This window comes from Cellulomonas xiejunii (assembly GCF_024508315.1).
GTDB classification, from domain to species: Bacteria; Actinomycetota; Actinomycetes; order Actinomycetales; family Cellulomonadaceae; genus Cellulomonas; species Cellulomonas xiejunii.
In genome coordinates this window covers 3,057,392-3,080,605 of record NZ_CP101987.1, presented here as the reverse complement: position 1 = coordinate 3,080,605, position 23,214 = coordinate 3,057,392, and the positions used below count along the sequence as shown (strand labels likewise).

The 23,214-nt window shown below is 76.8% G+C and carries 21 protein-coding genes; 9 read left to right on the top strand and 12 right to left on the bottom strand.

The window, feature by feature from the left end; all coding sequences use genetic code 11:
- Window positions 1-10: 10 nt before the first annotated feature.
- The 11 genes from NP048_RS14110 to NP048_RS14060 form a co-directional block, all read right to left on the bottom strand.
- Window positions 11-2,776, bottom strand: a complete 2,766-nt coding sequence (locus NP048_RS14110) for a molybdopterin-dependent oxidoreductase (protein ID WP_227576252.1) — start codon at window positions 2,774-2,776, stop codon at window positions 11-13.
- The gene (locus NP048_RS14105; RefSeq protein WP_227576251.1) at window positions 2,773-3,570 is read right to left on the bottom strand and encodes an FAD binding domain-containing protein; all 798 of its coding nucleotides are present in this window, start codon (window positions 3,568-3,570) and stop codon (window positions 2,773-2,775) included. Before NP048_RS14105 ends, NP048_RS14110 begins: the two co-directional genes overlap by 4 nt.
- The gene (locus tag NP048_RS14100) at window positions 3,570-4,439 is read right to left on the bottom strand and encodes a MurR/RpiR family transcriptional regulator (RefSeq protein WP_227576250.1); all 870 of its coding nucleotides are present in this window, start codon (window positions 4,437-4,439) and stop codon (window positions 3,570-3,572) included. The genes NP048_RS14105 and NP048_RS14100 overlap by 1 nt, the downstream gene beginning before the upstream one ends.
- The gene (locus tag NP048_RS14095) at window positions 4,436-5,707 is read right to left on the bottom strand and encodes an allantoate amidohydrolase (RefSeq protein WP_227576249.1); all 1,272 of its coding nucleotides are present in this window, start codon (window positions 5,705-5,707) and stop codon (window positions 4,436-4,438) included. The genes NP048_RS14100 and NP048_RS14095 overlap by 4 nt, the downstream gene beginning before the upstream one ends.
- Entirely contained in the window at window positions 5,704-6,912 is a 1,209-nt protein-coding gene (locus NP048_RS14090; RefSeq protein WP_227576248.1) for a pyridoxal-phosphate-dependent aminotransferase family protein, read from the bottom strand. Before NP048_RS14090 ends, NP048_RS14095 begins: the two co-directional genes overlap by 4 nt.
- Before the next feature lie 71 nt (window positions 6,913-6,983).
- On the bottom strand, window positions 6,984-8,315 hold the full coding sequence (gene allB / locus NP048_RS14085; RefSeq protein ID WP_304502808.1) for an allantoinase AllB: 1,332 nt from the start codon (window positions 8,313-8,315) through the stop codon (window positions 6,984-6,986).
- 77 nt (window positions 8,316-8,392) lie between these two features.
- Window positions 8,393-9,295, bottom strand: coding sequence for a factor-independent urate hydroxylase (pucL, locus tag NP048_RS14080; RefSeq protein ID WP_227576246.1), 903 nt, complete (start codon window positions 9,293-9,295; stop codon window positions 8,393-8,395).
- Window positions 9,296-9,298: 3 nt separating this feature from the next.
- Window positions 9,299-9,619: a hydroxyisourate hydrolase gene (gene uraH / locus NP048_RS14075; protein ID WP_227576245.1), complete on the bottom strand. Its 321-nt coding sequence runs from the start codon at window positions 9,617-9,619 to the stop codon at window positions 9,299-9,301.
- Window positions 9,616-10,200, bottom strand: a complete 585-nt coding sequence (uraD, locus tag NP048_RS14070) for a 2-oxo-4-hydroxy-4-carboxy-5-ureidoimidazoline decarboxylase (RefSeq protein ID WP_227576244.1) — start codon at window positions 10,198-10,200, stop codon at window positions 9,616-9,618. Before uraD ends, uraH begins: the two co-directional genes overlap by 4 nt.
- A gap of 65 nt (window positions 10,201-10,265) precedes the next feature.
- Window positions 10,266-11,837 (bottom strand): amidase, encoded by a 1,572-nt coding sequence (locus tag NP048_RS14065; RefSeq protein ID WP_227576243.1) that lies wholly within the window; start codon window positions 11,835-11,837, stop codon window positions 10,266-10,268.
- Entirely contained in the window at window positions 11,834-12,907 is a 1,074-nt protein-coding gene (locus NP048_RS14060) for an acetamidase/formamidase family protein (RefSeq protein ID WP_227576242.1), read from the bottom strand. Before NP048_RS14060 ends, NP048_RS14065 begins: the two co-directional genes overlap by 4 nt.
- A gap of 226 nt (window positions 12,908-13,133) precedes the next feature.
- On the opposite strand from NP048_RS14060, the gene NP048_RS14055 reads away from it, so the two are divergent.
- The 7 genes from NP048_RS14055 to NP048_RS14025 all read left to right on the top strand — a co-directional run bounded on the left by NP048_RS14055 (window position 13,134) and on the right by NP048_RS14025 (window position 17,753).
- Window positions 13,134-13,820 carry a CpaE-like family protein gene (locus NP048_RS14055; RefSeq protein ID WP_256769302.1) on the top strand — a complete coding sequence of 229 codons (687 nt, stop codon included), beginning with the start codon at window positions 13,134-13,136 and terminating at the stop codon, window positions 13,818-13,820.
- A gap of 101 nt (window positions 13,821-13,921) precedes the next feature.
- Window positions 13,922-15,055 carry a TadA family conjugal transfer-associated ATPase gene (locus tag NP048_RS14050; protein ID WP_431355888.1) on the top strand — a complete coding sequence of 378 codons (1,134 nt, stop codon included), beginning with the start codon at window positions 13,922-13,924 and terminating at the stop codon, window positions 15,053-15,055.
- Between the two features lie 37 nt (window positions 15,056-15,092).
- Window positions 15,093-15,815, top strand: coding sequence for a type II secretion system F family protein (locus tag NP048_RS14045; RefSeq protein WP_227576239.1), 723 nt, complete (start codon window positions 15,093-15,095; stop codon window positions 15,813-15,815).
- A complete protein-coding gene (locus NP048_RS14040) occupies window positions 15,812-16,417 on the top strand; it encodes a type II secretion system F family protein (protein ID WP_227576238.1) in 606 nt (201 codons plus the stop codon). The genes NP048_RS14045 and NP048_RS14040 overlap by 4 nt, the downstream gene beginning before the upstream one ends.
- A gap of 192 nt (window positions 16,418-16,609) precedes the next feature.
- A complete protein-coding gene (locus NP048_RS14035) occupies window positions 16,610-16,858 on the top strand; it encodes a DUF4244 domain-containing protein (protein WP_227576237.1) in 249 nt (82 codons plus the stop codon).
- Window positions 16,855-17,295 (top strand): TadE family type IV pilus minor pilin, encoded by a 441-nt coding sequence (locus NP048_RS14030; protein WP_227576236.1) that lies wholly within the window; start codon window positions 16,855-16,857, stop codon window positions 17,293-17,295. Before NP048_RS14035 ends, NP048_RS14030 begins: the two co-directional genes overlap by 4 nt.
- Window positions 17,238-17,753, top strand: coding sequence for an Rv3654c family TadE-like protein (locus NP048_RS14025; protein ID WP_308054099.1), 516 nt, complete (start codon window positions 17,238-17,240; stop codon window positions 17,751-17,753). The genes NP048_RS14030 and NP048_RS14025 overlap by 58 nt, the downstream gene beginning before the upstream one ends.
- A 119-nt stretch (window positions 17,754-17,872) precedes the next feature.
- Here the strand turns inward: NP048_RS14025 and NP048_RS14020 are convergent, their stop codons facing one another.
- Window positions 17,873-20,506 carry a DEAD/DEAH box helicase gene (locus tag NP048_RS14020; protein ID WP_227576234.1) on the bottom strand — a complete coding sequence of 878 codons (2,634 nt, stop codon included), beginning with the start codon at window positions 20,504-20,506 and terminating at the stop codon, window positions 17,873-17,875.
- Between the two features lie 117 nt (window positions 20,507-20,623).
- Between NP048_RS14020 and NP048_RS14015 the strand changes: the two genes are divergently transcribed.
- The gene (locus NP048_RS14015) at window positions 20,624-21,466 is read left to right on the top strand and encodes a LamB/YcsF family protein (protein ID WP_227576233.1); all 843 of its coding nucleotides are present in this window, start codon (window positions 20,624-20,626) and stop codon (window positions 21,464-21,466) included.
- Window position 21,467: 1 nt separating this feature from the next.
- A complete protein-coding gene (locus tag NP048_RS14010; RefSeq protein WP_227576232.1) occupies window positions 21,468-23,165 on the top strand; it encodes a 5-oxoprolinase subunit B/C family protein in 1,698 nt (565 codons plus the stop codon).
- Window positions 23,166-23,214: the final 49 nt, after the last annotated feature.

Below are 23,214 nucleotides of genomic sequence, written 5' to 3'. Positions count from 1 at the left end.
TGGCCCGCCCTCAGCGCAGCAGCCGCCAGACCCGGTCCTTCGTCATCGGGATCTCGTTCGGACGCACGCCCAGTGCATCGCGCACCGCGTTGGCGAGCGCGGGTGCGACGGGGTTGTACGGGGCCTCGCTCATGGACTTCGCACCGTGCGGGCCGAGCCCGTCGCGGGTGCGGGCGAGCAGGACACGGGTCGGGGGGACGTCGGCCATCTGCGGGACGCGGTAGCCGCGCAGCGTGCGCGTGACCACGACCCCGTCGCGCAGCACCGTCTCCTCCAGCAGGGCCGAGCCGATGCCCTGCGCGACGCCGCCCTCGATCTGGCCGCGCAGCTGCTCGGGGTTCAGCACGACGCCGGCGTCGGCGGCCTGCACCGACTGCAGGATCCGCACGGTGCCCGTCGCGGTGTCGACGGCGACGCGGAAGGCGTGGACGTTGAACGCCACGGACCGAGGGCTGCCGTGGTGCGAGCCCTCGGCCGACCGCGGGCCGAGCTCGGCGAACGTCACGAGCCGGTCGCCGACGCGCACGCCGTCCGGTCCGACGACAGGGGCGTCGTGCGACGTCGGTGCGCGACCCGACGCGACCCCCGCCTCGTGGGCGCCCTCGACGAGGCCGCGCGCCGCCGCCACCAGGTCCTCGCGCAGCAGCGCCGCCGCCTGCGCGACCGCGCGCCCCGCGACGACCGATCCCGTCGACCCGTACGCCCCCGTGTCGTACCCCCCGCGGTCGGTGTCCGACTGCCGCAGCCGCACCCGGTCCGGGCTGGTGCCCAGCGCCGTGGCGACGAGCTGCACGTGCACAGTCGACGTGCCGTTGCCGAACTCGGCGGTGCCGACCGCGACCTCGTAGCGGCCGTCCGCGTCGACCGAGACGGTCGCCGTCGAGTGGTGACCGCGCGGCGGGATGGTCGCGATCATCGCGACCGCCATGCCCTCGCCCACGCGCCACCGCTCACCCACGGGCACCAGCGCGGCGTCGCCGGCCCGCGTCGTCGCCAGTGCGTCCTCGACCAGGTCGAGGCACTGCGTGAGCCCGTAGGACGGGGTGTCGTCGCCCGGCTCGACCAGCCCGTACCCCAGGTCCGTCGTCGTGTCGGCGTGGTTGACGAGGAACTCGTCGCCCGGCCGCACGACGTTGCGCCGCCGCATCTCGAACGGGTCGATCCCCACCTCGCGCGCCAGCTCGTCGACCGCCGACTCCAGCCCGAACATCACCTGCCCCAGCCCGTACCCGCGGAACGCGCCGGACGGCAGCTGGTGGGTGTACACGGCCTCGGCGTCCACGCGCTTGGCCGGGCACCGGTACTGCGCGACCGACTCGTGGATGCCGTGGAACAGCACGCCCGGCGCGTGGTTGCCGTACGCGCCGGTGTCCGTCAGCACGTCGAGGTGCATCGCGGTCAGGTGCCCGTCGGCGTCGGCGCCCAGCGTGACCTCGACGCGCACCGGATGCCGGCAGGGCGCCAGCGCGAGCTCGTCCTCGCGCGTCATCTCGTACTGCACGGGCCGGCCCGTGCGCAGCACCGCGAGCGTCACGAGGTCCTCGGTGAGCAGCTCCTGCTTGCCGCCGAACCCGCCCCCGACGCGCGCGGCGACGACGCGCACGCGCTCGCGGTCGAGGTCGAACACGTGGCACAGCTCGTCGCGCACGAGGAACGGGACCTGCGTGCTGGTGCGGACCACGAGCCGCCCGTCGTCGTCGAGCCACCCCACGGCCCCGTGCGTCTCCAGGGCTGCGTGCGACACCCGGGCCGTGCGCCACGTGCCCCGCACGACGTGCGTCGACGCCGCCAGCGCGCCCGCCACGTCACCGACCTCGCCGCGGCTCGCGGCCACGACGTTGCGCGCCGGGTCGGCGATGCGGGACGTGGCCGCGTCCTTGTCGCCGTGCACGAGCGGCGCCCCCGGACGGCGTGCCTCCTCCGGGTCCAGGACAGCGGGCAGCGGCTCGTACGTGACGTCGATCAGGTCGCACGCGGCGCGCGCGAGGGTGGCCGAGTCCGCGACGACCGCGGCGACGCGCTGCCCGTGGAACCGCACGACGTCGTCGAGCACGCGCGTGTCGTCCGGGTCGTCGGTGCGGTGCTGGTGGCGGCCGGTCGAGAACAGGACGTCGGGGGAGTCGTGGTGCGTGAGCACCAGGTGCACGCCGGGCAGCGCCCGGGCGCGGCTCGTGTCGATCGACACGATCCGCGCGTGCACGTGCGGCGAGCCGAGGACGGCCAGGTGCAGCAGGCCGGCGGGCGGCTCGTCGAGCGTGAACGGCTCGCGCCCGCACACCAGGCGCCGCCCGGCGGGGACCGCCACGGACTCGCCCACGCCGCCGTCGCGGACGACGTTCGCCTTGCCGGCCAGGGCGTCGCGCACCGACCGGTACCCGGTGCAGCGGCACAGGTTGCCCTTGAACCGGCGGACGAGCGTCTCCTCGTCGAGGTGCACGTGCCCGTCGTCGTCGGCCAGCGCGGTGGCCGTGACGACCATGCCCGCGGTGCAGAAGCCGCACTGGAAGCCCTGCGCGTCGACGAACGACTGCTGCACGGGGCTCAGCGCGTCGGGGGTGCCGAGGCCCGCAGCCGTGACCACCTCGGCGTCGACCGCGCGCACCGCCGGCACCAGGCAGGAGTGCCGTGCCTGCCCGTCGACGAGGACCGTGCACGCGCCGCAGTCGCCCGCGTCGCAGCCCTTCTTCACCGCGACGTGCCCCTCCTGCCGCAGGAACGTGCGCAGGCACTGGCCCGGCGCGGGCGCGGCGGTGACCTCCTGGCCGTCGACCCTCATGCGGTCACCTCCGCGACGACCTCGTGCGCGAGGAGCGTCGTCACGGCGCGCCGCCAGTCGGGGGCGCCGTGGACGTCGTCGTACCACTCGACGTCGGACAGGACCCCGCTGACCTGGGCCGACGTCGCTGCGGAGGGGAACCGGTGCCGGACCGGGCGGGGCGTCGCGGCGGTCACCGTGAGCGTCACGGCGTCGTCCGCGTCCCGTCGCGCGACGACGAGCGACGCCGACCGCCCGGCCGCCGTCAGCGACACCTGCCGCACCGCCACGCGCGAGCCCAGGGCGTGCTCCGGGACGTCGAACGCCCGCAGCACCTCACCCGGCGCCAGGGTGGTCCGGCCGGGCCCGACGACGAGGTCCGCGACCGCCTCGCGCCGCTCGCCGCCGTCCGGTGTCCAGACGACCGCGACCGCGTCGAGGGCCGTCAGCAGCGTCGTCATCGCCCCCGCGGGCAGGGCGAGGGCGACGTTGCCCCCGACCGTCGCCTGCCCCTGCACCTTGAACGACATGAGCAGCGCGTCGGCGCACGCCCCGACGAGCGGCCACGCCGTCCAGGCCGGGTCGGGCGCGTACCCGGCGAGCTGCTCGACCGTGCAGGTCGCCGCGACGCGCAGGCCGTCGGGCGTGCGCTCGACCGACGGCCACCCCAGGGACGTGAGGTCCACGAGCCCCGTGACGCCCGGCTGCGGCTCGGAGAACAGCCACGTCCCGCCCGCGAGCAGCCGTTCGCCGGCGGCTAGGCGCAGGTCGGCGCGGGTGCGCGCGGACCGCAGCGACGTCACGGCGAGGTCCATCAGCGTGCCTCGACCTCGCCGAGCGCGCGGTATGCCGAGTCGATCGTGGCGACCCGCTGCTCGCCCGTGCGCCCGCGGCGGGTCAGGACGGCGTCGGCCAGCGCCGCGACGACCGAGGACGCGGCGGCGTAGGAGTCGAACGCGCCCCGCGCCTGCACCGGGCACTCGACCCACCACGTCGCGTGGGCGGCCAGGGCGCGTGCCGTCGGGTCGGCGACGAGCACGACCGGCGTCCCCGCGGCGCGCAGCCGCTCGGCCAGCGCGCGCACGCCCGGCGGCCGTCGCCGGAACGCGACCAGGACCACCGCGTCCTGCGGCGACAGGTCCACGACGTCCTCGGACCACGACTGCCCGGGCTGCGGCAGGAGCGTGACGTGCGGACGCACCTGCGTGAGCTGCTGGCGCAGGTGCAGCGCCACGGGGTAGCTGCTGCGCAGGCCCACGACGACGACCCGCGGCGCGTGGGCCAGCACGTCGGCGACCGCGTCGAGGTGCACCCCGAGCGCCGCGACCGCCGCCCGCACGGCGGCGGCCTCCGCGGCGGCGTGCCCGTCGAGGTCCGGTGCGGCGCCGAGCGTGACGGGCACGCCGTGCTGGCGCAGCCCGCGCAGGTGGTCGCGCACCTGCGTGAAGTCGTCGAACCCCAGGCTGCGGAACAGGCGGCTCATGGTCGCCTTCGACACCCCGGCGAGGGTCGCCAGCTCGGCCGCCGTGTACGTCGCGAGATCGCCGAAGTGCTCGAGCAGCACGTCCGCCCCCCGGCGCTCCTGCGGGGGCAGCTCGGCGTAGCGGGCCACGATGCGCTCGTCGAGGCGCAGGCCGTCGACGTCGGTGCCGTCGACGGGAGGTGCGACCGGGGCGGTCGTCATGCCCGCACCCCGGGCCGCGCACCGCCGGGCGCCGTGCGAGCGGCGACGCGGTGCGCGACGTCGCGCACGGCCGTCGTGAACGCGTCGAGCCCGGCGGCGACGTCCCGCTCGCGGACCGCCTCGTCGGGGTGGTGGCTGATGCCGTCGTGGCAGCGGACGAACAGCATGCCGACGTCCGTCACGGCCGTCACGGCCATGCCGTCGTGCCCCGCGGGGCTCCACACGTCCATCGGCTCGTCGTCACCGGACGCGACGACCCCGGCGCGCAGCGCGTCCCGCAGCCACCCCGCGCACGTCGTCGCGGGCGCCTCGTACAGGTCCGTGACCGTCATGCTCAGGCCGCGTGCGGCGCACAGGCATTCCAGGCCCGCCAGCAGCTCGTGCCGCGTCGCGTCGCGCGCGTCGTCGGTCGCGGCGCGCAGGTCCACGGAGAGCACGACGCGGCCGGGGATGACGTTGACCGCACCGGGCTCCACGTGGAGCTGCCCGACCGTGGCGACGGTGCCCCGCGCGCGGGCCGTGCGCTCGACCAGCAGCACCGCCTCGGCCGCCCCCGCGAGCGCGTCGCGCCGGCGCGGGTACGGGGTGCCGCCCGCGTGGCGCGCCTCGCCGACCACCTCGACGCGGAACCGCTGCGCGCCGGCGATCGACGTCACGACGCCCAGCGAGCGGTCGGCCTCCTCGAGCAGCGGGCCCTGCTCGATGTGCGCCTCGAGGTAGGCCACCAGGTCGGTGGGCCGCCGGGCGGCCGTGCCGATCAGCGCGGGATCGAGCCCGAAGTCTCGGGCCGCCTGTGCGAGCGTCGTCCCGTCCGCGTCCCGCAGCGCCCACCACGCGTCGTCCCAGGTCCCGGCGAGCGCGCGGGACCCCAGCAGGGCGGTGCCGAAGCGCGCGCCCTCCTCGTCCGTGAACCCGACGACCTCGAGCGCGCACGGCCAGGTCGCGACCTCGTCGCGCAGGCGCTCGGCCACGGCGACGGCCATGAGGACGCCCAGCATGCCGTCGTACCGGCCGGCGTCGGGCACGGTGTCGAGGTGCGAGCCCAGCAGCAGCGCGGGCAGGCCCGGCTCGCGGCCCTCGGCGCGCCCGCACAGGTTGCCTGCCTGGTCGCGCCACGTGCGCAGCCCCGCCGCGGTCATCCAGCCCTCGACGAGCCCGTGCGCAGCCGCCAGCGCGGGGGTCAGGTGCGCGCGGTCGAGGTGGTCGGGGCGGTCGCTGCACGCGGCGAGCGCGTCGCAGCGGGCCAGGACAGCGGCGGCGGTCGTCATGCGGCCAGCGCCTCCTGCGCCGCGGTGACGCCGCCGCCGGTCGGCACGGTGACGCCCTGCGCGCGCAGCACGTGCTCGAGCGCCGCGAGCGTCGTCAGGACGGCGTCGCGGCGCGCGTTCCAGCCCATCGTCCCGATGCGCCACACCCGCCCGTGCAGGGGCCCGAACGACGTGCCGATCTCGATCGCGAAGTCGTCGAGCATCGCCTGGCGGACCGCGTCGGCGACGACGCCGTCCGGGACGTGCACCGCGACGACGTTGTGCATGCGGTGCGCCGGGTCGCCGAAGACCCGCAGCCCCAGCCCCTCGACGCCCGCCGCCATCGCCGCCCCCGCGACGCGGTGACGCTCGATCGTCGCGTCCAGCCCGTCCTCGAGGACGACGCGCGCGCACTCGTGCGCCGCGTACAGCATCGACGTGGCCTCGGTGTGGTGGTTGAGGCGTCGGGGTCCCCAGTAGTCGAGGAGCTGCGCGAGGTCGAGGTAGTTGGAGCCGATGACGGTCCCGCGCGGCTCGTCGTCGTCCGTGCGCAGGCCCTCCTCGACGTGCCGACGCGCCTGCACCGCGTCGCGCGCGCGGTCCGACAACGTCGCCGGCGCGCTGCCCGACGGCCCGCCGAGGCACTTCTGCAGGCCCGCGGTCACGACGTCCAGGCGCCAGTCGTCGGTGCGCACGTCGTTGCCGCCGAGGGACGCGGTCGCGTCGACGTACAGCAGCGCGTCGTGCTCCGCGCACGCGGCGCCGATGTCCGCCAGGGGCTGGCGCATCGTCGTCGACGTGTCGCCGTGGACGACCGCGACGAGCCGGGGACGGTGGGTGCGCACCGCGTCGGCTACCCGCTGCGGGTCGACGACCTGCCCCCACGGCGCCTCGACGGTCTCGACCTGCGCGCCCGCACGGCGTGCGATCTCCACCAGGAGGTGCCCGAACCGCCCGAACACGGGGACCAGCACGCGGTCGCCGGGCTCGACCAGCGACACGACGGCCGCCTCGATCGCGGCGCGCGCGGTGCCGTCGACGAGGAGCGTCGCGTCGTTCGCGGTGCGGAACACCCGGCGGTACAGGTCCTGCGTCGCGTTCATGTAGCCCGTCATCACCGGGTCGAACTGCCCGACCAGCGGCGCGGACATGGCCCGCAGCACGCGGGGGTCGGCGCTGCTCGGCCCGGGGCCCATGAGCAGGCGGTGCGGCGGGTGCAGGGTCATGGCGGCACGCTACGAAACAGCCGTTTCACCGAGGTTTCCGTCGGGTGCGCGCCCGATGACGTCGGGTCTCCTCACGGACGGGACAGCAGACGCCCCGTGCCGGCCGTCACGGCGCCGTCGCGCGCCACGACGCGTCCGCGCAGGACCGTCGCCGTCACGGACGCCGAGAGCTCGACGCCGTCGTAGGCGCTGACGGGGTTGCGGTGGGCGAGGGCCCGCACGTCGACGTGCAGCGGGACGCGCGGGTCCAGGACCAGGACGTCCGCGTCGGCGCCGGGCGCCAGCCGGCCCTTGTGCGCCAAGCCCACGAGGTCGGCGGTCGACGTGGACATCCACCGGCTGACGTCCGCGACGTCGATGCCGCGGGTCGCCGCACCGTGCGCGACGGCCTGGAACCCGACCTGCAGCCCGGCGACACCACCCCACGCCTGCTGCAGGTCACCGTCGCCGCGCAGCTTCTCCGCCGCGGTGGACGGCGAGTGGTCCGTGACGACGACGTCGATCACCCCCGCGCGCAGGCCGTCCCACAGCGCCTCGCGGTTGCCCGCGTCGCGGATCGGAGGGCAGCACTTGTGCGCCGGGGACGCGTCGGGGATGCGGTCCGCGTCGAACGTCAGGTAGTGCGGGCACGTCTCGACGGTCACGGGCAGGCCCTCGGCGCGAGCGTCGGCCAGCAGGTCCAGCGCGCGGGCGCTGGACAGGTGCAGCACGTGGACGCGGCAGCCGGTGGTGCGCGCCCCCGCGACGACGCGCGCGATCGCCGCGGTCTCCGCCTCGTGCGGGCGCGACGCGACGAAGTCCCGGTACGCGCCGCCGGGACGGACGGGCGCGCCCGCCAGCACGTCCGCGTCCTCCGCGTGCACGATCACCAGACCGTCGAACGCCGCGACCGTGCGCAGCGCCGCGTCGAAACCCGCGGGACCCAGCGGCGCGAACTCCTCGACGCCCGACGGTGACAGGAAGCACTTGAAGCCCAGGACCCCCGCATCCCACAGCGGACGCAGGTCGTCCAGGTTGCCGGGCACCGCGCCACCCCACAGGGCGACGTCCACCGACAGCTGGCCGGTGGCTGCGCGGCGCTTGGCCGCGAGCCCCGCGGTCGTCGTGGTCGGCGGGATGCTGTTGAGCGGCATGTCGACGAGCGTCGTGACACCCCCGAGGGCGGCCGCGCGCGTCGCGGACGCGAACCCCTCCCACGCCGTGCGGCCGGGCTCGTTGACGTGCACGTGCGTGTCGACCACGCCCGGCAGGACGTACGCGTGGTCCGGTGCCGCGAGAACCGGGCCGTCGACGGGGTCGTCGTACGGGCCGACCGCGGTCACGCGCCCGTCGGCCAGGTGCAGGGTCGCCGGACGCAGGACGCCGTCGACGAGCACCTGCCGGCCGCGGACGGCCGTGAGCAGGTCACCGGGGACCGGGTCGGTGCCGACCCGCGGCACGGGCGCACCGCTCGCGGCCGTCGTCGTCACTCCTCGCCCCCTCAGACGAAACCGGGCACGGACGCCCACACGTGGGGCACCGGGGGATCGCCCTCGCGGTGCACGGCCGCCTCGATCAGGCCGTACGGGCGGTCGGCGGCGTAGAACACCTCGTTCGGGTTCTCCAGGCCGAAGGGCTCGAGGTCGACGAGGAAGTGGTGCTTGTTGGGGCACGAGAGCCGGACCTCGGCGACGTCGTCGCAGGCCTCGAGCACGGCCCGGCCCATCGCGAAGATCGTGTGCTGCAGCGCCAGCGAGTGCACCTGCGCGAACGTCGACAGCAGCAGGTCCCGCACGACGGGGTAGCGCGCCTCGAAGTCCACGTCGGCGTCGGCCCACCGCCACCAGGCGGTCACCGACGTCGCCAGGACGCGGTCCTTGGTCTCTGCCAGCGTGGTGTGGGCGTCCCGCGGGAACCCCCAGAACTCCGACCCCGTCGACTTCAACACCGTCGCGCCCGTGAATCCCGAGATCACGTGGACGTCGTCGCCGTCGAGCTGCACCACCGCGCGCCGCGTCTCGCGTCCCGTGCGGACGAACGCGTGGTCGTGCGGCTCGCCGTCCACCGCGATGCGGTCCCACGCGTGCACGTCCGCGGCGAGGCGCCCACCGGTGACCTGCTCGAACCCGTCGACGAAGTGCCGTCCCAGCCGCAGCAGGAAGCGCTCCGGCGACCCGACGCCGAACCGCTTCGCGAACGCGTACACGGTGTTCTTCTGCGTGTCGGTCGCCACCACGTGCGCGTTGTCGCCCGTCGTGTGGCACGCCTCGAAGTCCCCGCGCAGCTGCGTGGTGACCGTGAGGTCCTCGATCTCGTGCACCGGGGTGTCGCGCGTGACCCGCACGAGCCGCACCTCCGCCTTCCCGTACTGGTTCGCTCCCAGGACGACGTCTCCCACGGCCATGCGTCAGCTCCCTCGGTACGTGGTGTAGGCGAACGGGCTCAGCAGGAGAGCCAGGTGGTAGTGGGGCTGCGCGCCGTCGACGAGCACCTCGAGGTGCACGGCGGCGTGGACCGTCGCGACGTCGGCCGCGGCGTACCACGCACCCGTCGCGAAACGCAGGCCGTACGTGCCGGTCACGAGGTCGGTGGACCAGCGCAGCCGGCCGTCGGCGTCCGTGCGGCCGGACTCCAGAAGGGTGCCGTCGAGCCCGTGCAGGGTGACGGCGACCCCCACCGCAGGCCGGCCGGCCGCGGCGTCGAGGACGTGCGTCGAGCAGGTGGTCATGCGCCGGTCCCCCGCGCCGTGGACGCTGCCGTCCTGGTCGTGGCGTTCGTCGCGGCGGTCGCCGACGGCACCGACGGGCGGAGGTCACCCGTGACGAGACCGGCGAGGCGCAGGGCGGCGATCTCGCGCAGCTGCTGGGCGACGACCTCGGCCTCGGTCGCGTCGTCGTGCCTCAGGCGCTGCTCCAGCAGCGCGAGGATCTCGGTGCTGCTGCGACCGGCGGCGCGGACCAGGAACACGCGCCCGAAGCGCCGCTCGTACCGGGCGTTGCCCGCCGCGAGACGAGCGGCGACGTCCGCGTCGCCCGGGTCGACCCCGGCCTGCTCACGCGCCGACAGGTCCGCCGTCGCGCCCGCCGCGCGGTGCCGCTCACCGATGCGGGGGTGGTCGGCCAGGGCCTGCGCGACGTCCGTGGCGCCCCATGCCAGCGCCTGCACCTCCGCCTGCGCGCGCAGCGCCGAGACCGACGGGTACGGACGCGCCGCCACGACCGCAGCGGCCCACCACGGCACCTCGGCGCAGGTCCGCACCAGCGCCTCCGCGGCCGCCACCGGCAGCGCGTGGAACTCCTCCAGCAGCATCCTCGTGTCCTCTCGCCTGCGCCGACCGTAGGCGGGCGATGTGTGCGTCGAGGGACACGCGTGTTTCAGCGGCGTGACGACATCTCGCGGGCCAGGGCGAGGAGCTCGCGGTCCCGGCCCGGAGCGGCCAGGAGGCACACCCCGACCGGCAGCGGGGCCCGGCGGCCCGGCTGCCACGGCGCGCCCTCCGCGTCCCGTGCGTCGGATGGTGAGTCGGGTCCCGTCCCGCACGGCAGGACGACGGCGGGCAGACCGCCCAGTCCCGCGACGCACGTCAGGCGCAGGGTCGCGGCGCGGACGGTCGCGAGCTCGGCGGGGTCGGGGCGGGGTGCCACCGACGCGGACGCCGGCAGCAGCAGGACGTCGTCGCCCACGAGCTCGAGGACCTGCTCCCGGATCAGCCCGCGTCGCGCGCCGGCGGCCGCTCCCGCGTCGTCGGCCACGCGCGACGCTGCGGTGAACCGGTCGGCCACGTCGGCACCCAGTGCACCGGGGTGCGCGTCGACCCAGGCGCCGTGCTCCTGCCACGCCTCCCACGCCTGCCGCACCCGGAACACCTCGGCCCACTCCGCGAGGTCGACGTCGTCCCACCTGTCGGTGGCCGTCGCGCCCGCGTGCCGCGCGAACGCCGCCACGCGTCCCGCCACGTCCTCGTGCGCGAGGGCGAGCAGCGCGGGGCTCACGGTGACGTGCGGCGACCAGGCCCCACCCGTCCCGGCCGGCAGCAGGACGTCACCGACGGCGGCAAGCAGGTCGGCGTCGCGCGTCAACCAGCCCACGGTGTCGAACGTCGGCGCCAGGGGGACGAGGCCGGCGGTCGGCACCGCGCCGTGCGTCGTCCGGATCCCGTACAGCCCCTGGTAGGACGCGGGCACGCGGATCGAGCCGCCCGTGTCCGTGCCCAGGCCGACGTCGGCCTGCCCCAGTGCCACGGCTGCCGCCGAGCCCGAGGACGACCCGCCCGGCACGCGACCGGGCGCCCGCGGGTTCGGTGGCGTGCCCGTGTGGGCGTTGGTTCCCGCGAGGGAGTACGCGAGCTCGTCGGTGCGCGCGACGCCGCGGACGTCGGCGCCCGCGGCGAGCAACCGGTCGACCGCGGCCGCGTGCCGGGTCGCGACCGGAGCCGCCGCGAGCCACGTCGGGTTCCCGGCGCCGACACGCTGCCCGGCCACGGCGAACAGGTCCTTCACCGCGACGGTGCGACCCACCAGGGTGCCGTCGTCGGCCCCGGCGACGAGGGGGTCGCCGAGCACGCGCCACACACGCGCGTCGAACGCCGGGCCGGGGGCGTGCACGTGCGCCGCGACGACGACCCAGCCGCTCGCGCCGCGCTCCCACAGCTGCGTCTGCTGCCCACGCCCGCCGCCGACCGGTTCGGTGACCGCGACGACCAGCGCGTGGTCGTCGTCGACCGTGCGCACGTGCACCTCGACCAGGTGGCGGGCCGGGGCTCCGCCGCGGGTACCCCGGAACGCCGCGATCTCGTCGTGCCCGACCAGCAGACCCGTGGCGTCCCCGCGCAGGGTCGCCGGCCCGGGGGCGAACAGGCGGTCGAGCGCGGTGAGGTCGTCGGTGCCCAGCGCGCGCTCGTACGCGCGCAGCGCCTCCAGCAGGCCGGGGGGCGGGTCGGTCCTCATGCGTGCGGCTCGTCGAAGTCCGCCAGGCGGATGCGCGCGTGCACGCCCGTGACGCGGTCGACCACCTGCGAGACGTCGAAGTCGGTCGCCGCCGACAGGTACGCCAACGCGTGCGCGCGGTCCATGCCGAACCTCGCCTCCAGCAGGTCGAGCGCGGCCCGCACGCAGCGTCGCAGGGCCTCGTCGAGGTCCACGTCCAGGCCCGTCGGGACGAGGTGCTCGGCCGTGCGGACCAGGGGACCGACGAGGTGCCCGAGCTCGGCGACCGCGTCGTCCCGGGGGATGACGTCGAGGCGCAGCGTGACCCGCAGGGACGCCTCCAGTGCGGTGAGCGCGACCTCCCCGTCACCCTGGGCGAAGTGCGGGTCGCCGACGTAGGCGAGCGCGTCGTCGACCTGGACGGGCAGGTACAACGTGGCGCCCGCCTGCAGCAGGTTGATGTCGAGGTTGCCGCCATGGGCACCGGGCGGCACCGAGTGCGGCCGGGTGTCACCCGCGACGGCGACGCCGAGGATCCCGGGGAACGGCGCGACGGGGAACGTGACGGTGCGGTCGCTGCCGGCCCCGCGCGGCATCACGGCACGGGTCCCGCTCGCGTCCAGGCGGGCGACGACGCTCACCACGTCGACGTCGCCCTGGGGCATCTCGCCCGGCAGCGCCCCGCGCCCGTGACGGTTCGAGATCACGCCGTAGGGGACGCGCGGGAGCGTCTCGACGACCGTGATCGCGAGGACGTCACCCGGCCGCGCGCCGCGGACGGCGATCGGCCCGGTCACGACGTGCGGGCCGTCGACCGCGGGGTCGTGCGGGTGGGCGGACCCCGCCAGTGCGACGGCGTCGGCCAGCACGTCCGTCAGACCGTGGGCACCGAAGAACGCGCGGGGGTCACGCCCCTGGTCCTCCAGGAGGCCCTCGTGGCTCAGGGTGTCGACCGTGACCTCGGTGCCGGTGTCGACGGTGAGCACGGGCGTGTCCGTGGCGCACGGGAGCTGCCCCCACAGGACGTTCTCGGGCGTCGAGGGCAGGTAGGTGGCGGCGCGGACGGGTCCGGTGCCGGGGTCGAGCAGCATGGGCGGACTGTAGAGGGCCCCGGTGACAGACATGTTGCGGGGTGTGCATGGCTGCCTCCGCGACGGCGGCGAGCCGACCCCAGGGCCCGGCGACGGCGAGTGCGTCCACAGATCCGACCCGTCGTCGGTGTCGACGGCCCCGCGCGGTGGAGGGTCGACCGTGCCAGGGCCCCACGCCGGGGGACGGCGGACGGAGGCGCGGGTGCGGACGGGACGACGAGCGGTGGTGGTCGGTGTCGTCGGGGCGGCCGGTGGCGTGGGTGCCTCCACGCTCGCGGCGCTGGTCGCCCGTCGGCTCTCGCGGGTGACCTCGACGGCACTGGTCGACCTCGACCGGGGAGCCGCCGGGATGGACGTCGTCGTGGGTGTCGAGGACGTCGAGGGCGCCCGGTGGCCGGACCTGAGCGGCGCCGGCGGAGACGTGCGTGGTGCCGACGTCGTCGCACTGCTGCCGCGGTGGGGTGCGTGCGCCGTGCTCTCGGCGGACCGGACGCGCCCCACGACGGTCGACCCCGGTGTCCGGCTCGACGTTCTGCACGCGCTGGCGTGCGAGGTCGGGGCGCTCGTCCTCGACCTCGACCGCGGGACGATCGTCGACGGCGACGCACCCTTGGCGGCGTGCGACGCCGTCGTCGTGGCAGCCCGCCCCGACCTGCGCAGTGTCGCCGGTGCCCTCGCCCTGCGGCCCCGCCTCGACGAGGCCGCCACGACGTGCGGGCTGGTCGTCCGCGGCGGGGCGTCGGCAGCACTCGGGGCGGCGGACGTCGGTGCGGCGAGCGGGTTGGACGTGTGGCACGTCGCGCGTCGGGACCGCGCGTTGGTGGCCCGTGCCGAACGCGTCGGGCCGGGCGGACGCGGTCCGGCGGCCCGGTCCGCCGACGCCGTCGTCCGGCGTCTGGGGATCGGCACGTGAACCGTGCGGTCGTGCCGGTGCGGGCGCCCGGGGCGCAGCGCAGCACCGCGCCGTCCCGTCGCGCGGCGCCGGACGGCGTCGTCGCCCACGTCCGGGAGGCGATGCGCGTGCGACCGACCGACGCGGCCGGGCTTCCGGCGCTCGTCGACGCCGCGCTGCGCGCCCAGGGGACGCTGCTCGGGCCGGCGCCCCTCGCGGAGACGGCGCGGGCCGTCGCCGACGAGCTGCTCGGCGCCGGGGCCCTGCAGCCGTGGCTCGACGACCCGGCCGTCACCGACGTGCTCGTGAACGGGCCGCGGGACGTCTGGGTCGAGCGGTCCGGGGCGCTCGTCCGTGTCGACGTCGACCTCGGCGCCCCCGCGGACGTCCGTGCGCTCGCGGTGCGCCTGGCCGCCGCAGCGGGACGCCGCCTGGACGACGCCGCGCCGACCGTCGACGCACGCCTGCCCGACGGGACACGCCTGCACGCGGTACTGCCCCCGCTCGCGGAGACGTGCACCGTGCTGAGCCTGCGCGTCGTCCGGCCGCGTGCGTTCACCCTGGCCGAGCTCGTGGTCGCCGGTGCCGTGACGCCCGCCGTCGTCCCGGTCCTGCACGGCCTCGTCGACGCCCGGGCCAACGTGCTGGTCTCGGGGGCCACCGGCGCAGGCAAGACGACGCTGCTCGCCGCGCTGCTGTCACTGGTGCCGCACGACGAGCGCGTCGTCCTGGTCGAGGAGGCCGGGGAGCTCGTCGCCGACCACCCGCACGTGGTGCGGCTCACGAGCCGCCCGCCCAACGTCGACGGGGCGGGCGGGGTCGACCTCGCGGACCTCGTGCGCCAGGCGTTGCGGATGAGACCCGACCGGATCGTCCTGGGGGAGTGCCGCGGCGCCGAGGTCCGCGAGGTCCTCGCCGCCCTCAACACCGGCCACGAGGGCGGCTGCGCCACGCTGCACGCCAACACCGCCGCCGACGTGCCCGCGCGCCTCGAGGCGCTGGCCGCGCTCGCCGGAATGGACCGGGCGGCCGTCGCCGCGCAGGCGGCGAGCGCGCTCGACGCGGTGCTGCACGTCCGTCGCGTCCGGCACGGGCCCGACGCCGGACGCCGCTACCTCGCGGAGATCGGCGTGGTCGAGCGCGGCGGCGACGGCGACCTGCGGGTGACGACGGCCGTCGACGTCGCCGAGGACGGGTGCGCGCGGCCGGGTGCGGGATGGGCCCGGCTCGCGGCACGCACCGGGGTCGGGACGTGAGCCGCACGACCCCGCAGGCTCGATGCGGTGGTCGGTCGTGAGTGCCGTCGTGGGCGTCCTGGTGGGCCTCGCGGTGCTCGCGCTCACCGGTCCTGCGCCCCGGCGCGGGGGCGTCGACGCGGTATCGGTCGGGGCAGGCCGCTTCCGGGGGACCGCGCGACCGGGTCGATCGGCAGGGCCCGGGCGGTCACTCCTCCCGCGCGGACCGCGGGCTCGGCGGCGAACGGCGGCAGGAGGTGCGCGCGGCGACCGGACGGACCTCGCGGGGGTCCTGCACGCGGTCGCCGCCCAGGTGCGTGCCGGTGTCCCGCCCGGGGCGGCGTGGGCCGGGGTGCTCGGCGCGCCCGTCGAGGGGCAGGTGCCCGACGTCGAGACGGTCGCCGCGGCGGTCGACGGCGGTGCCCCTGCGAGCTCCGCGCCGCGCGCACGGGTCCGCGCGGTCGTCGCCGGGGCGCGCGTCGCTGCCGAAACCGGTGCGCCGCTCGCTGACGTCCTCGAGCACCTGGCCGAGGCGGTCACGGCCGACGCCGAGCAGGCAGGTGAGCTGGAGGCGGCGCTCGCGGGACCGCGCGCGACCGCGCGCGTCCTCACGTCGCTGCCGGTCCTCGGGCTGCTGGTCGGCAGCGCGATGGGTGCTCGGCCGTGGCAGGTGCTGACGGACGGCGGGCTCGGGAGCGCCCTGGGGGTGACGGGCATCGCGCTGGTCGTCGCCGGGCGCCTGTGGGTCGGGGCGCTGCTGCGTCGAGCGGGGACGCCGTGAGCCCCGTCCTGGCGGGCGCGGTCGTCGCCGTGTGCGTGCTGGTGGCGGTGCTCCCGTGGGCCTGGCCGGGGCGGCGTGCGGGCGTGCGGGCCGGTCGCAGGAGGCCGGGTGGGTGGGTCCGGACCGCGATCGACAACCACCTCGAACGCCCCCGGGCGGGGGTGAGTCCTCTCGACCCCGCGTTCGTCCTGGACCTCTGTGCCGCAGCGGTGCGCGGCGGTGCGCCCGTGCCGACCGCGCTGGTGGTGACCGGGCGGAACCTCGGCCAGCAGGAGGGGGACGCGCTCGTCCGCGCCGGGACCGCACTGGGTCTCGGCGCGCCGTGGGAGGCCGCCTGGGCCGGTGCACCGCGGTCGATCACCGCGCTCGCGGGTGTACTGCGTGTCGGCTGGGAGGCGGGAGCGTCACCGGCGCCGCAGCTGGTCGCAGCGGCCGCCAGGCTGCGACGCGAGCGTCGCGCGCGCGTCCGGGTCGCTGCGGGCGCGTTGGGCGTGCGGCTGACGCTGCCGCTCGGTCTGTGCTTCCTCCCGGCCTTCGTGCTGCTCGGGCTCGTCCCGGTCGTCCTGAGCCTCGCCGGGGACCTCCGGGGTGCGGCGCCGTGACCGGCGCCGGATGCCACGGGCCGACGCCGATCCGCGGTGAGCCGCCCACAAGCACCGGCACGGTGCACCCGATCCACAGATCGCAAGGCACGCCACCACACGCAGACCCCGCCGCAGGAGGCTCGTCGTCGGCGCCACGACGGTGCCAGGCCCGCACGAGCGGACCAGGTCGACGGACGAAGGAGTGGACGGATGGGACACGGGACGACGAGGCGGGTCGCGAACGCGGCGTGCCGGCGGACGGCAGAGCGAGCGGCGTCCGTGACCGGGCGGCTGCGCGGTGCGCGCGGACACCTGGACGACGCGGGGATGGCCACGGCGGAGTACGCGATCGCGACCCTGGCGGCCGTTGGGTTCGCCGGCGTGCTGGTCGTGGTGCTGAAGGGGAACGAGGTGAAGGGTCTGCTCTCGGGGATCGTGCGGCAGGCACTCGGCGGATGATGCGACGGCGCCGCGTTGCACTGGTCGTCGCCCGGACGGCCCGGACCTGCCCGACGACTCGGGCCGCCCGGGCCGCCGGAGACGCCCGGACCGGCTCGCACGACGTCCAGGACCGCGGCGCCGTCACCGCAGAGCTCGCTGTCGGCATGGTGGCCGTGGCCGCGGTGCTGGCCGCCGTGCTGGCGACCGGTGCCGCGACCCTGACTCGCCTGAGCTGCCTGGACGCGGCTCGCACGGGCGCCCGGGTCGCGGCACTGGGGGAGTCGGACGGCGAGGTGGTCGCCGCCGCACGGCACGTGCTGGGAGCGCGCGACGGCGACGTGCGCGTCGCCCGCGACGACGGCTGGGTCACGGTCACGGTGAGTACACCGTTCACCGCGTGGCCCGCGGCCGGTGCCCGTGCGCGCGCATCGGCCACGAGCTGGGCCGAGCCGTGAGGTCCCCGGAGGGCCGGCCCGGGGGGCCGTCACAGGGACGGTGTGCCGACGCGGGACCGGATGCCGGCTCGCCCGCCACGAGCGCGGGGCGGGACGCGGGTTCCGGCGCGGTGCTGGTGCTCGCGGTGGTGGCGGTCGCGCTGTCACTGGTGCTCGCCGCGGGGCTCGTCGGGTCCGCCCACGTCGCCGCGGCGACGGCGAGCACGGCCGCGGACCTCGCCGCACTCGCTGCTGCCCAGCACGCTGCGAAGGGTGGAGCCGAGCCCTGCACGCAGGCGTCTGTGGCTGCCCGCCGCAACGGCGCGCTGCTGACGTCGTGCACACCGGGGTCGACGGGTGACGTGACGGTCCGGGTGCGCGTGACCTCGGGCGTCGGCCACGCCGACGACGCAGCCCGCGCCGGCCCCCGCCACCCCACCTCCCCCGTGGGTGAGAGTGCAATCCAGTTCCGCAGGTGACTGGATTGCCCTCTCGCGGGAGTGGGGTGGGGGGTGGGGCCTGTCGCTCTCCCTCGTGGGTGAGAGTGCAATCCAGTTCTGTAGGTGACTGGATTGCACTCTCACGGGGGTGGGGTGGGTCAGGGGGTGGCGTGGGCGAGGACGGTGGTGAGGAGGCGGAGTGCGCCCGCCTTGTCGAGCGGCTCGTTGGCGTTGCCGCACTTGGGGGACTGCACGCACGCGGGGCAGCCCGTGGGGCACGGGCAGGCGGCGATCGCGTCGCGCGTCGCAGTGAGCCACACCGGCCCCAGCTCGAACCCGCGCTCCGCGAAGCCCGCGCCGCCCGGGTGCCCGTCGTGGACGAAGACGGTGGCGTGCCCCGTGTCCGGGTGGACGAGGGTCGACAGCCCGCCCAGGTCCCAGCGGTCGCAGGTCGCCAGCAGGGGCAGCAGCCCGATCGAGGCGTGCTCGGCGGCGTGCAGCGCGCCGGGTGCGGTCTCGAGGGTGACACCCGCCGCCGCGAGCACCTCGGGCGGTGCTGTCCACCAGACCGCCGTCGTCCGCAGCGTCCGGGCCGGCAGGTCGAGCTCGTGCGTCGAGAGCACCTGCAGGTCCGGGATCCGGCGGCGCTGGTAGCCGATCACCTGCGTCGTGACGTCCACCTGCCCATAGCTCCACGTCAGGGGTCCCCATGCGACCTCGCGCTCGACGTCGACCACCGTCGTCGACGTGATCCACCGCGCCCAGGTGCCGTGGTCCACGTCCCGGCGGGTCGCCAGCGCAGCGCCGTCCTCCAGGTGCAGCTCGTCCACCACGTACGTCGCGCCCAGGTGGACGTACACCGCCCCGGGGTGGACCGTCGCGTCGGCGGACGCGGCGTCGACCGTCCCCAGGAGTCGCCCGGTGGCGGTCTCGACGACCCGGACCGGCTCGCCACCGGCACCGCGCAGGTCCGTCATGCGGCTCGCCGGCTCCGCGTGCGTCCAGTACCAGCCCGACGGACGCCGCCGCAGGATGCCGCGTTCCGTCAGCTCGGTGAGCAGCTCGAGCGCGCGAGGGCCGAAGAGCTCCAGCTCCTCGGCGCGCAGGGGACGCTCGGCGGCCGCCGCGCACAGGTGCGGCGCCAGGACGTAAGGGTTGCCGGGGTCGAACACGGTCGCCTCGACCGGGGCGTCGAGGGCCGCCTCCGGGTGGTGCACCAGGTAGGTGTCCAGCGGGTCCTCGCGGGCGACGAGCACGACCAGCCCCTCCGCCCCGGCGCGGCCTGCGCGCCCCGCCTGCTGCCACAGCGACACGCGCGTGCCGGGCCAGCCTGCGATGAGCACCGCGTCGAGACCGGAGATGTCGACCCCCAGCTCGAGCGCGTTCGTCGTGGCCAGCGCCCGCAGGTGGCCGTCCCGGATGGCGCGCTCGAGGGCCCGGCGCTCCTCCGGGAGATACCCGCCGCGGTACGACGACACGAGCGGCGGCAACGTGGGATCGACCTCCGCGAGGTGGTCGCGGGTCGCGGCCGCCACCGACTCCGCCCCCCGCCGGGACCGCGTGAAGGCCAGGACCCGGGCACCTGCCGCGACGAGGTCGGCGAGGAGGTCCGCGACCTCCGCGGTCGCGGTGCGTCGAGGGCGGTCCTGGGGGACGGCGACGAGCCGCTCGCCCGTGCCGAGGGGCCCCGAGCCCTCCGGCGCGGCTGCCGACCCGTCGACCCGCCCGTCGACCGACCCGTCGACCGAACCGTCGACCGCCCCGTCGACGAACCCGTCGGCCGCCCCGGACCCGCCGCTCGTGTCGGGCTTCCCACCAGCGGGGGACACATCGTCCGGCCCCTCGGGTCGCGCCGCGGACCCGTCACCCCGCGGCACGGTGATGACGGTGGACCACGGGTCCTCGCCGGGCAGCAGCGCCGCCCAGGGGCCGTCGCCGCCCGGCAGCTCGGGCGGCTGCCACAGCACGACCGTCTTGCGGCCGGCGGGCGAGGTGTCGGCGGTCACCGCGTGCACGTCTCCCGGAGCCACGCCCAGCAGGCGGGCGGCGCTCGCGGCAGGGTCCGACGTCGTCGCCGACGCGAGGACCATGACCGGCGCAGCCCCGTACGTTGCGGCGAGCCGTCGCAGTCGCCGCAGGACCAGCGCGACGTGCGCGCCGAACACGCCGCGGAACGCGTGGCACTCGTCGACCACGACGTACGCCAGCGACGACATCAGCCGGGACCAGGTCGCGTGCGCGGGCAGCAGCGCGAAGTGCAGGAAGTCCGGGTTCGTCAGGACGACGTCCGCGTGCTCGCGGACCCACCGGCGCTCGTCGCGCGACGTGTCGCCGTCGCACGTCGCGACCCGCACGTCGCGGGTCCCCGCCGCGACGAGCAGCCGCTCCAGCCCGGCGAGCTGGTCGGCTGCGAGCGCCTTGGTCGGGCTCAGGTACAGCACCGTGGGACGACGTGCCACCGTCTCGATGCGTCCGGGGTCCAGCAGCGTGCCGGCTGCGCCCCGACGGACCGCGGACAGCGCCGGCAGCCAGAACGCGAGCGACTTGCCGGAACCGGTCGAGGTTGCGAGCACCGTGTGCCGACCCGACCAGGCCGCGTCGGCGGCGTCCACCTGGTGCGCCCACGGTCGCCCGACGCCCAGCGCGCGGTAGCCCCGGACGAGGTCGGCGTCCGCCCAGGCCGGCCAGTCCGCGCGCACGCCGTCCCGTGCCGGCAGGTGGCGCACGTGCGTTGCCCGGTCGGCCCGCCGGCCACCGGCGAGCAGCACGTCGAGCAGCTCGCCGGGACCCACCTGCCCATCCTCGCACCGACCCCGCTCGCACCTCGGACCCGGCGGCCGACCGTCGTGCCACGTCCGACGCGTGCGGTCGTGCGCGGCCGCCGCGACGACGTGCGGGAGGATCGGGGGGTGGGTGCCATCGACCTGAACGCGGACCTCGGCGAGGGGGACGGGCCGTGGCGCCTCGAGCCGCCCGGCGACGAGGCGCTGCTCGACCTGGTGTCGAGCGCCAACGTCGCCGCCGGCTACCACGGGGGCGACGCGCAGACGATGGCCGTGACGTGCGCGGCGGCGGTGGTCCGCGGCGTCGCGGTCGGCGCGCACCCGTCGTACGACGACCGCGACGGGTTCGGCAGGCGGCGCCTCGACGTCCCGGCCGACGTCCTGCGTGCGCAGGTCGCGTACCAGATCGGGTCGCTGGTCGCGGTCGCGGCGTCGGTCGGCGCACGCGTCACCCACGTCAAGCCGCACGGGGCCCTGTACAACGCGGTCGTGCACGACGCGGAGCAGGCGCGCGCGGTCGTCGAGGCGGTGGCGACGACGGACCCGACGCTCACCCTGCTCGGGCTGCCCGGCTCCCGGGTGCTGACGCTCGCGCGGGCGGCCGGTCTGCCGGTGGTGGGCGAGGCGTTCGTCGACCGCGGGTACGCGGCGGACGGCACGCTCGTCCCGCGGGGGCGGCCCGGTGCCCTGGTCGTGCACCCGGACGAGGCCGCCGAGCGGGCCGTGCGGATGGCGGTCGAGGGCCTCGTCACGGCGGTCGACGGCACGGTCGTGGAGCTCACCGCGGCGTCGCTGTGCGTGCACTCGGACACGCCGGGTGCGGTGGCGATCGCGACAGCGGTGCGCGCGGCGCTGGCGGGGGCCGGGATCGACGTCCGGCCGTTCGTCGTCCCGGCCCATCCCGGACTCGGTCCGCGGTCGCACGATGCTGCGGCTCCGGGCGGCGTCGACCCGCACGCCGAGCGCTGACGTGACCTCCCGGCTGCTGCCGTGCGGCGAGGACGGCGTCCTCGTCGAGGTCGCCGGCCTGGCGGCGGTCCGGGCGCTCGACGCCGCGTTGCGGGCCGCGCCCGTCCGTGACGTCGTCGACGTCGTCCCCGCCGCGCGGACGGTGCTCGTGCGGGGCGCTGCCCGCAGCCGCCGTACGTGGGCGGCGGCGGTGGCGCGCGTGGCGGCCGACGCCGCCGCACGGTGGGACGACGCGGGTGCCGAGGGGGCGGGTGCGGCGGCGGGTTCGGGACTCGCGGCGGCGGGCGGGCGGGTCGTCGAGGTGCCTGTCGTGTACGACGGGGCCGACCTGCACGACGTCGCCGACGAGACGGGACTGAGCGCCGAGGAGGTCGTGGGCCGGCACCTGGTCGGCGGGCCGGACGGCTACCGCGTGGCGTTCGGCGGTTTCGCTCCGGGGTTCGCCTACGTCGTCGGGCTCGACCCCCGGCTCCACGTGCCGAGGCTCGCGTCGCCGCGCACGCGGGTGCCGACGGGTGCGGTGGCCGTGGCGGGCGAGTTCACGGCCGTCTACCCGGCGGCGTCGCCCGGCGGGTGGCGTCTGCTGGGCACGACGGACGTCGCGATGTTCGACGTGGCACGTGGGCGCGAGGGCGCGGCGCTGCTCGGGCCGGGTGACGTCGTGCGGTTCGTCCGGCGGTCGGCCCCGGCGGTCGCCGCGGCGGCAGGCGCCAGGGCGGCTGCTGCGCCCGAGCCCGTGACCGCAGGCCCCGACGCCCGGGCCGCCGGTGCACCGACGCCGCGGGCCGTCCCCGCCGCTCGGACCCTGACGGTCGTCGCGACCGGCCCTCTGACCCTGGTCGAGGACGCGGGCCGTCCTGGCCTGGCGGCCGTCGGCGTGCCGCGCTCGGGCGCCGCGGACCCGGACGCGCTGCGCCGGGCGAACCGCCTGGTCGGCAACCGCGCCGACGCGGCGGGCCTCGAGGTGCTGCTGGGCGGGCTGGTCCTGCGGTGCGACACCACGACCGCGGTCGCGGTGACCGGCGCGCGCGTCGCGGCGCTGATCGACGGCGTCCTGGTGCCGCACGCGACGGCCGTCCGCGCCCCCGCGGGCTCGACGCTGCGGCTGGCCGCACCGCGCGACGGCCTGCGCACGTGGCTCGCGGTGCGCGGGGGGATCGACGTGCCGCCGGTCCTCGGCTCACGGTCGGCGGACGTCCTGTCCGGTCTGGGTCCGGCGGCCGTGCGGCCGGGCGACCTGCTGCCGCTCGGGGCGGCACTCGACGGGCTGCCGGAGCCGGCCCTCCCCGGGGCCGCGGCGGGGGACGGGCAGGACGCGGCCGACGTCGACGGCCCCGCCGCGGTCGTGCTGCTCGACGCGTCCGACGGCCCGCGCCTCGACCACCTGGACGGGCGCAGCGGCGCCGACCTGTGGTCGACCGTGTGGGAGGTCGCCGCGGCGAGCAACCGCGTCGCCGTCCGGCTGACCGGCGCGCCCCTGACGCGCGCCACGCTCGGCGAGCTCGCGTCGGAGGGGCTCGTCGCGGGGGCCGTACAGGTGCCGCACGACGGTCGGCCGGTGCTGTTCGGCCCGGACCACCCCGTGACCGGCGGCTACCCGGTGGTGGCCGTGCTGACACGCGCGGCGCAGGCCCGCGCGGCCCAGCTGCGGCCGGGACAGCAGGTGCGGCTACGACGCGTCGCGCCCGTGGAGTCGTGAGCCGATTCACCCACGCGCCGGGACCAACGTCCTCACAGATGGCACTGCG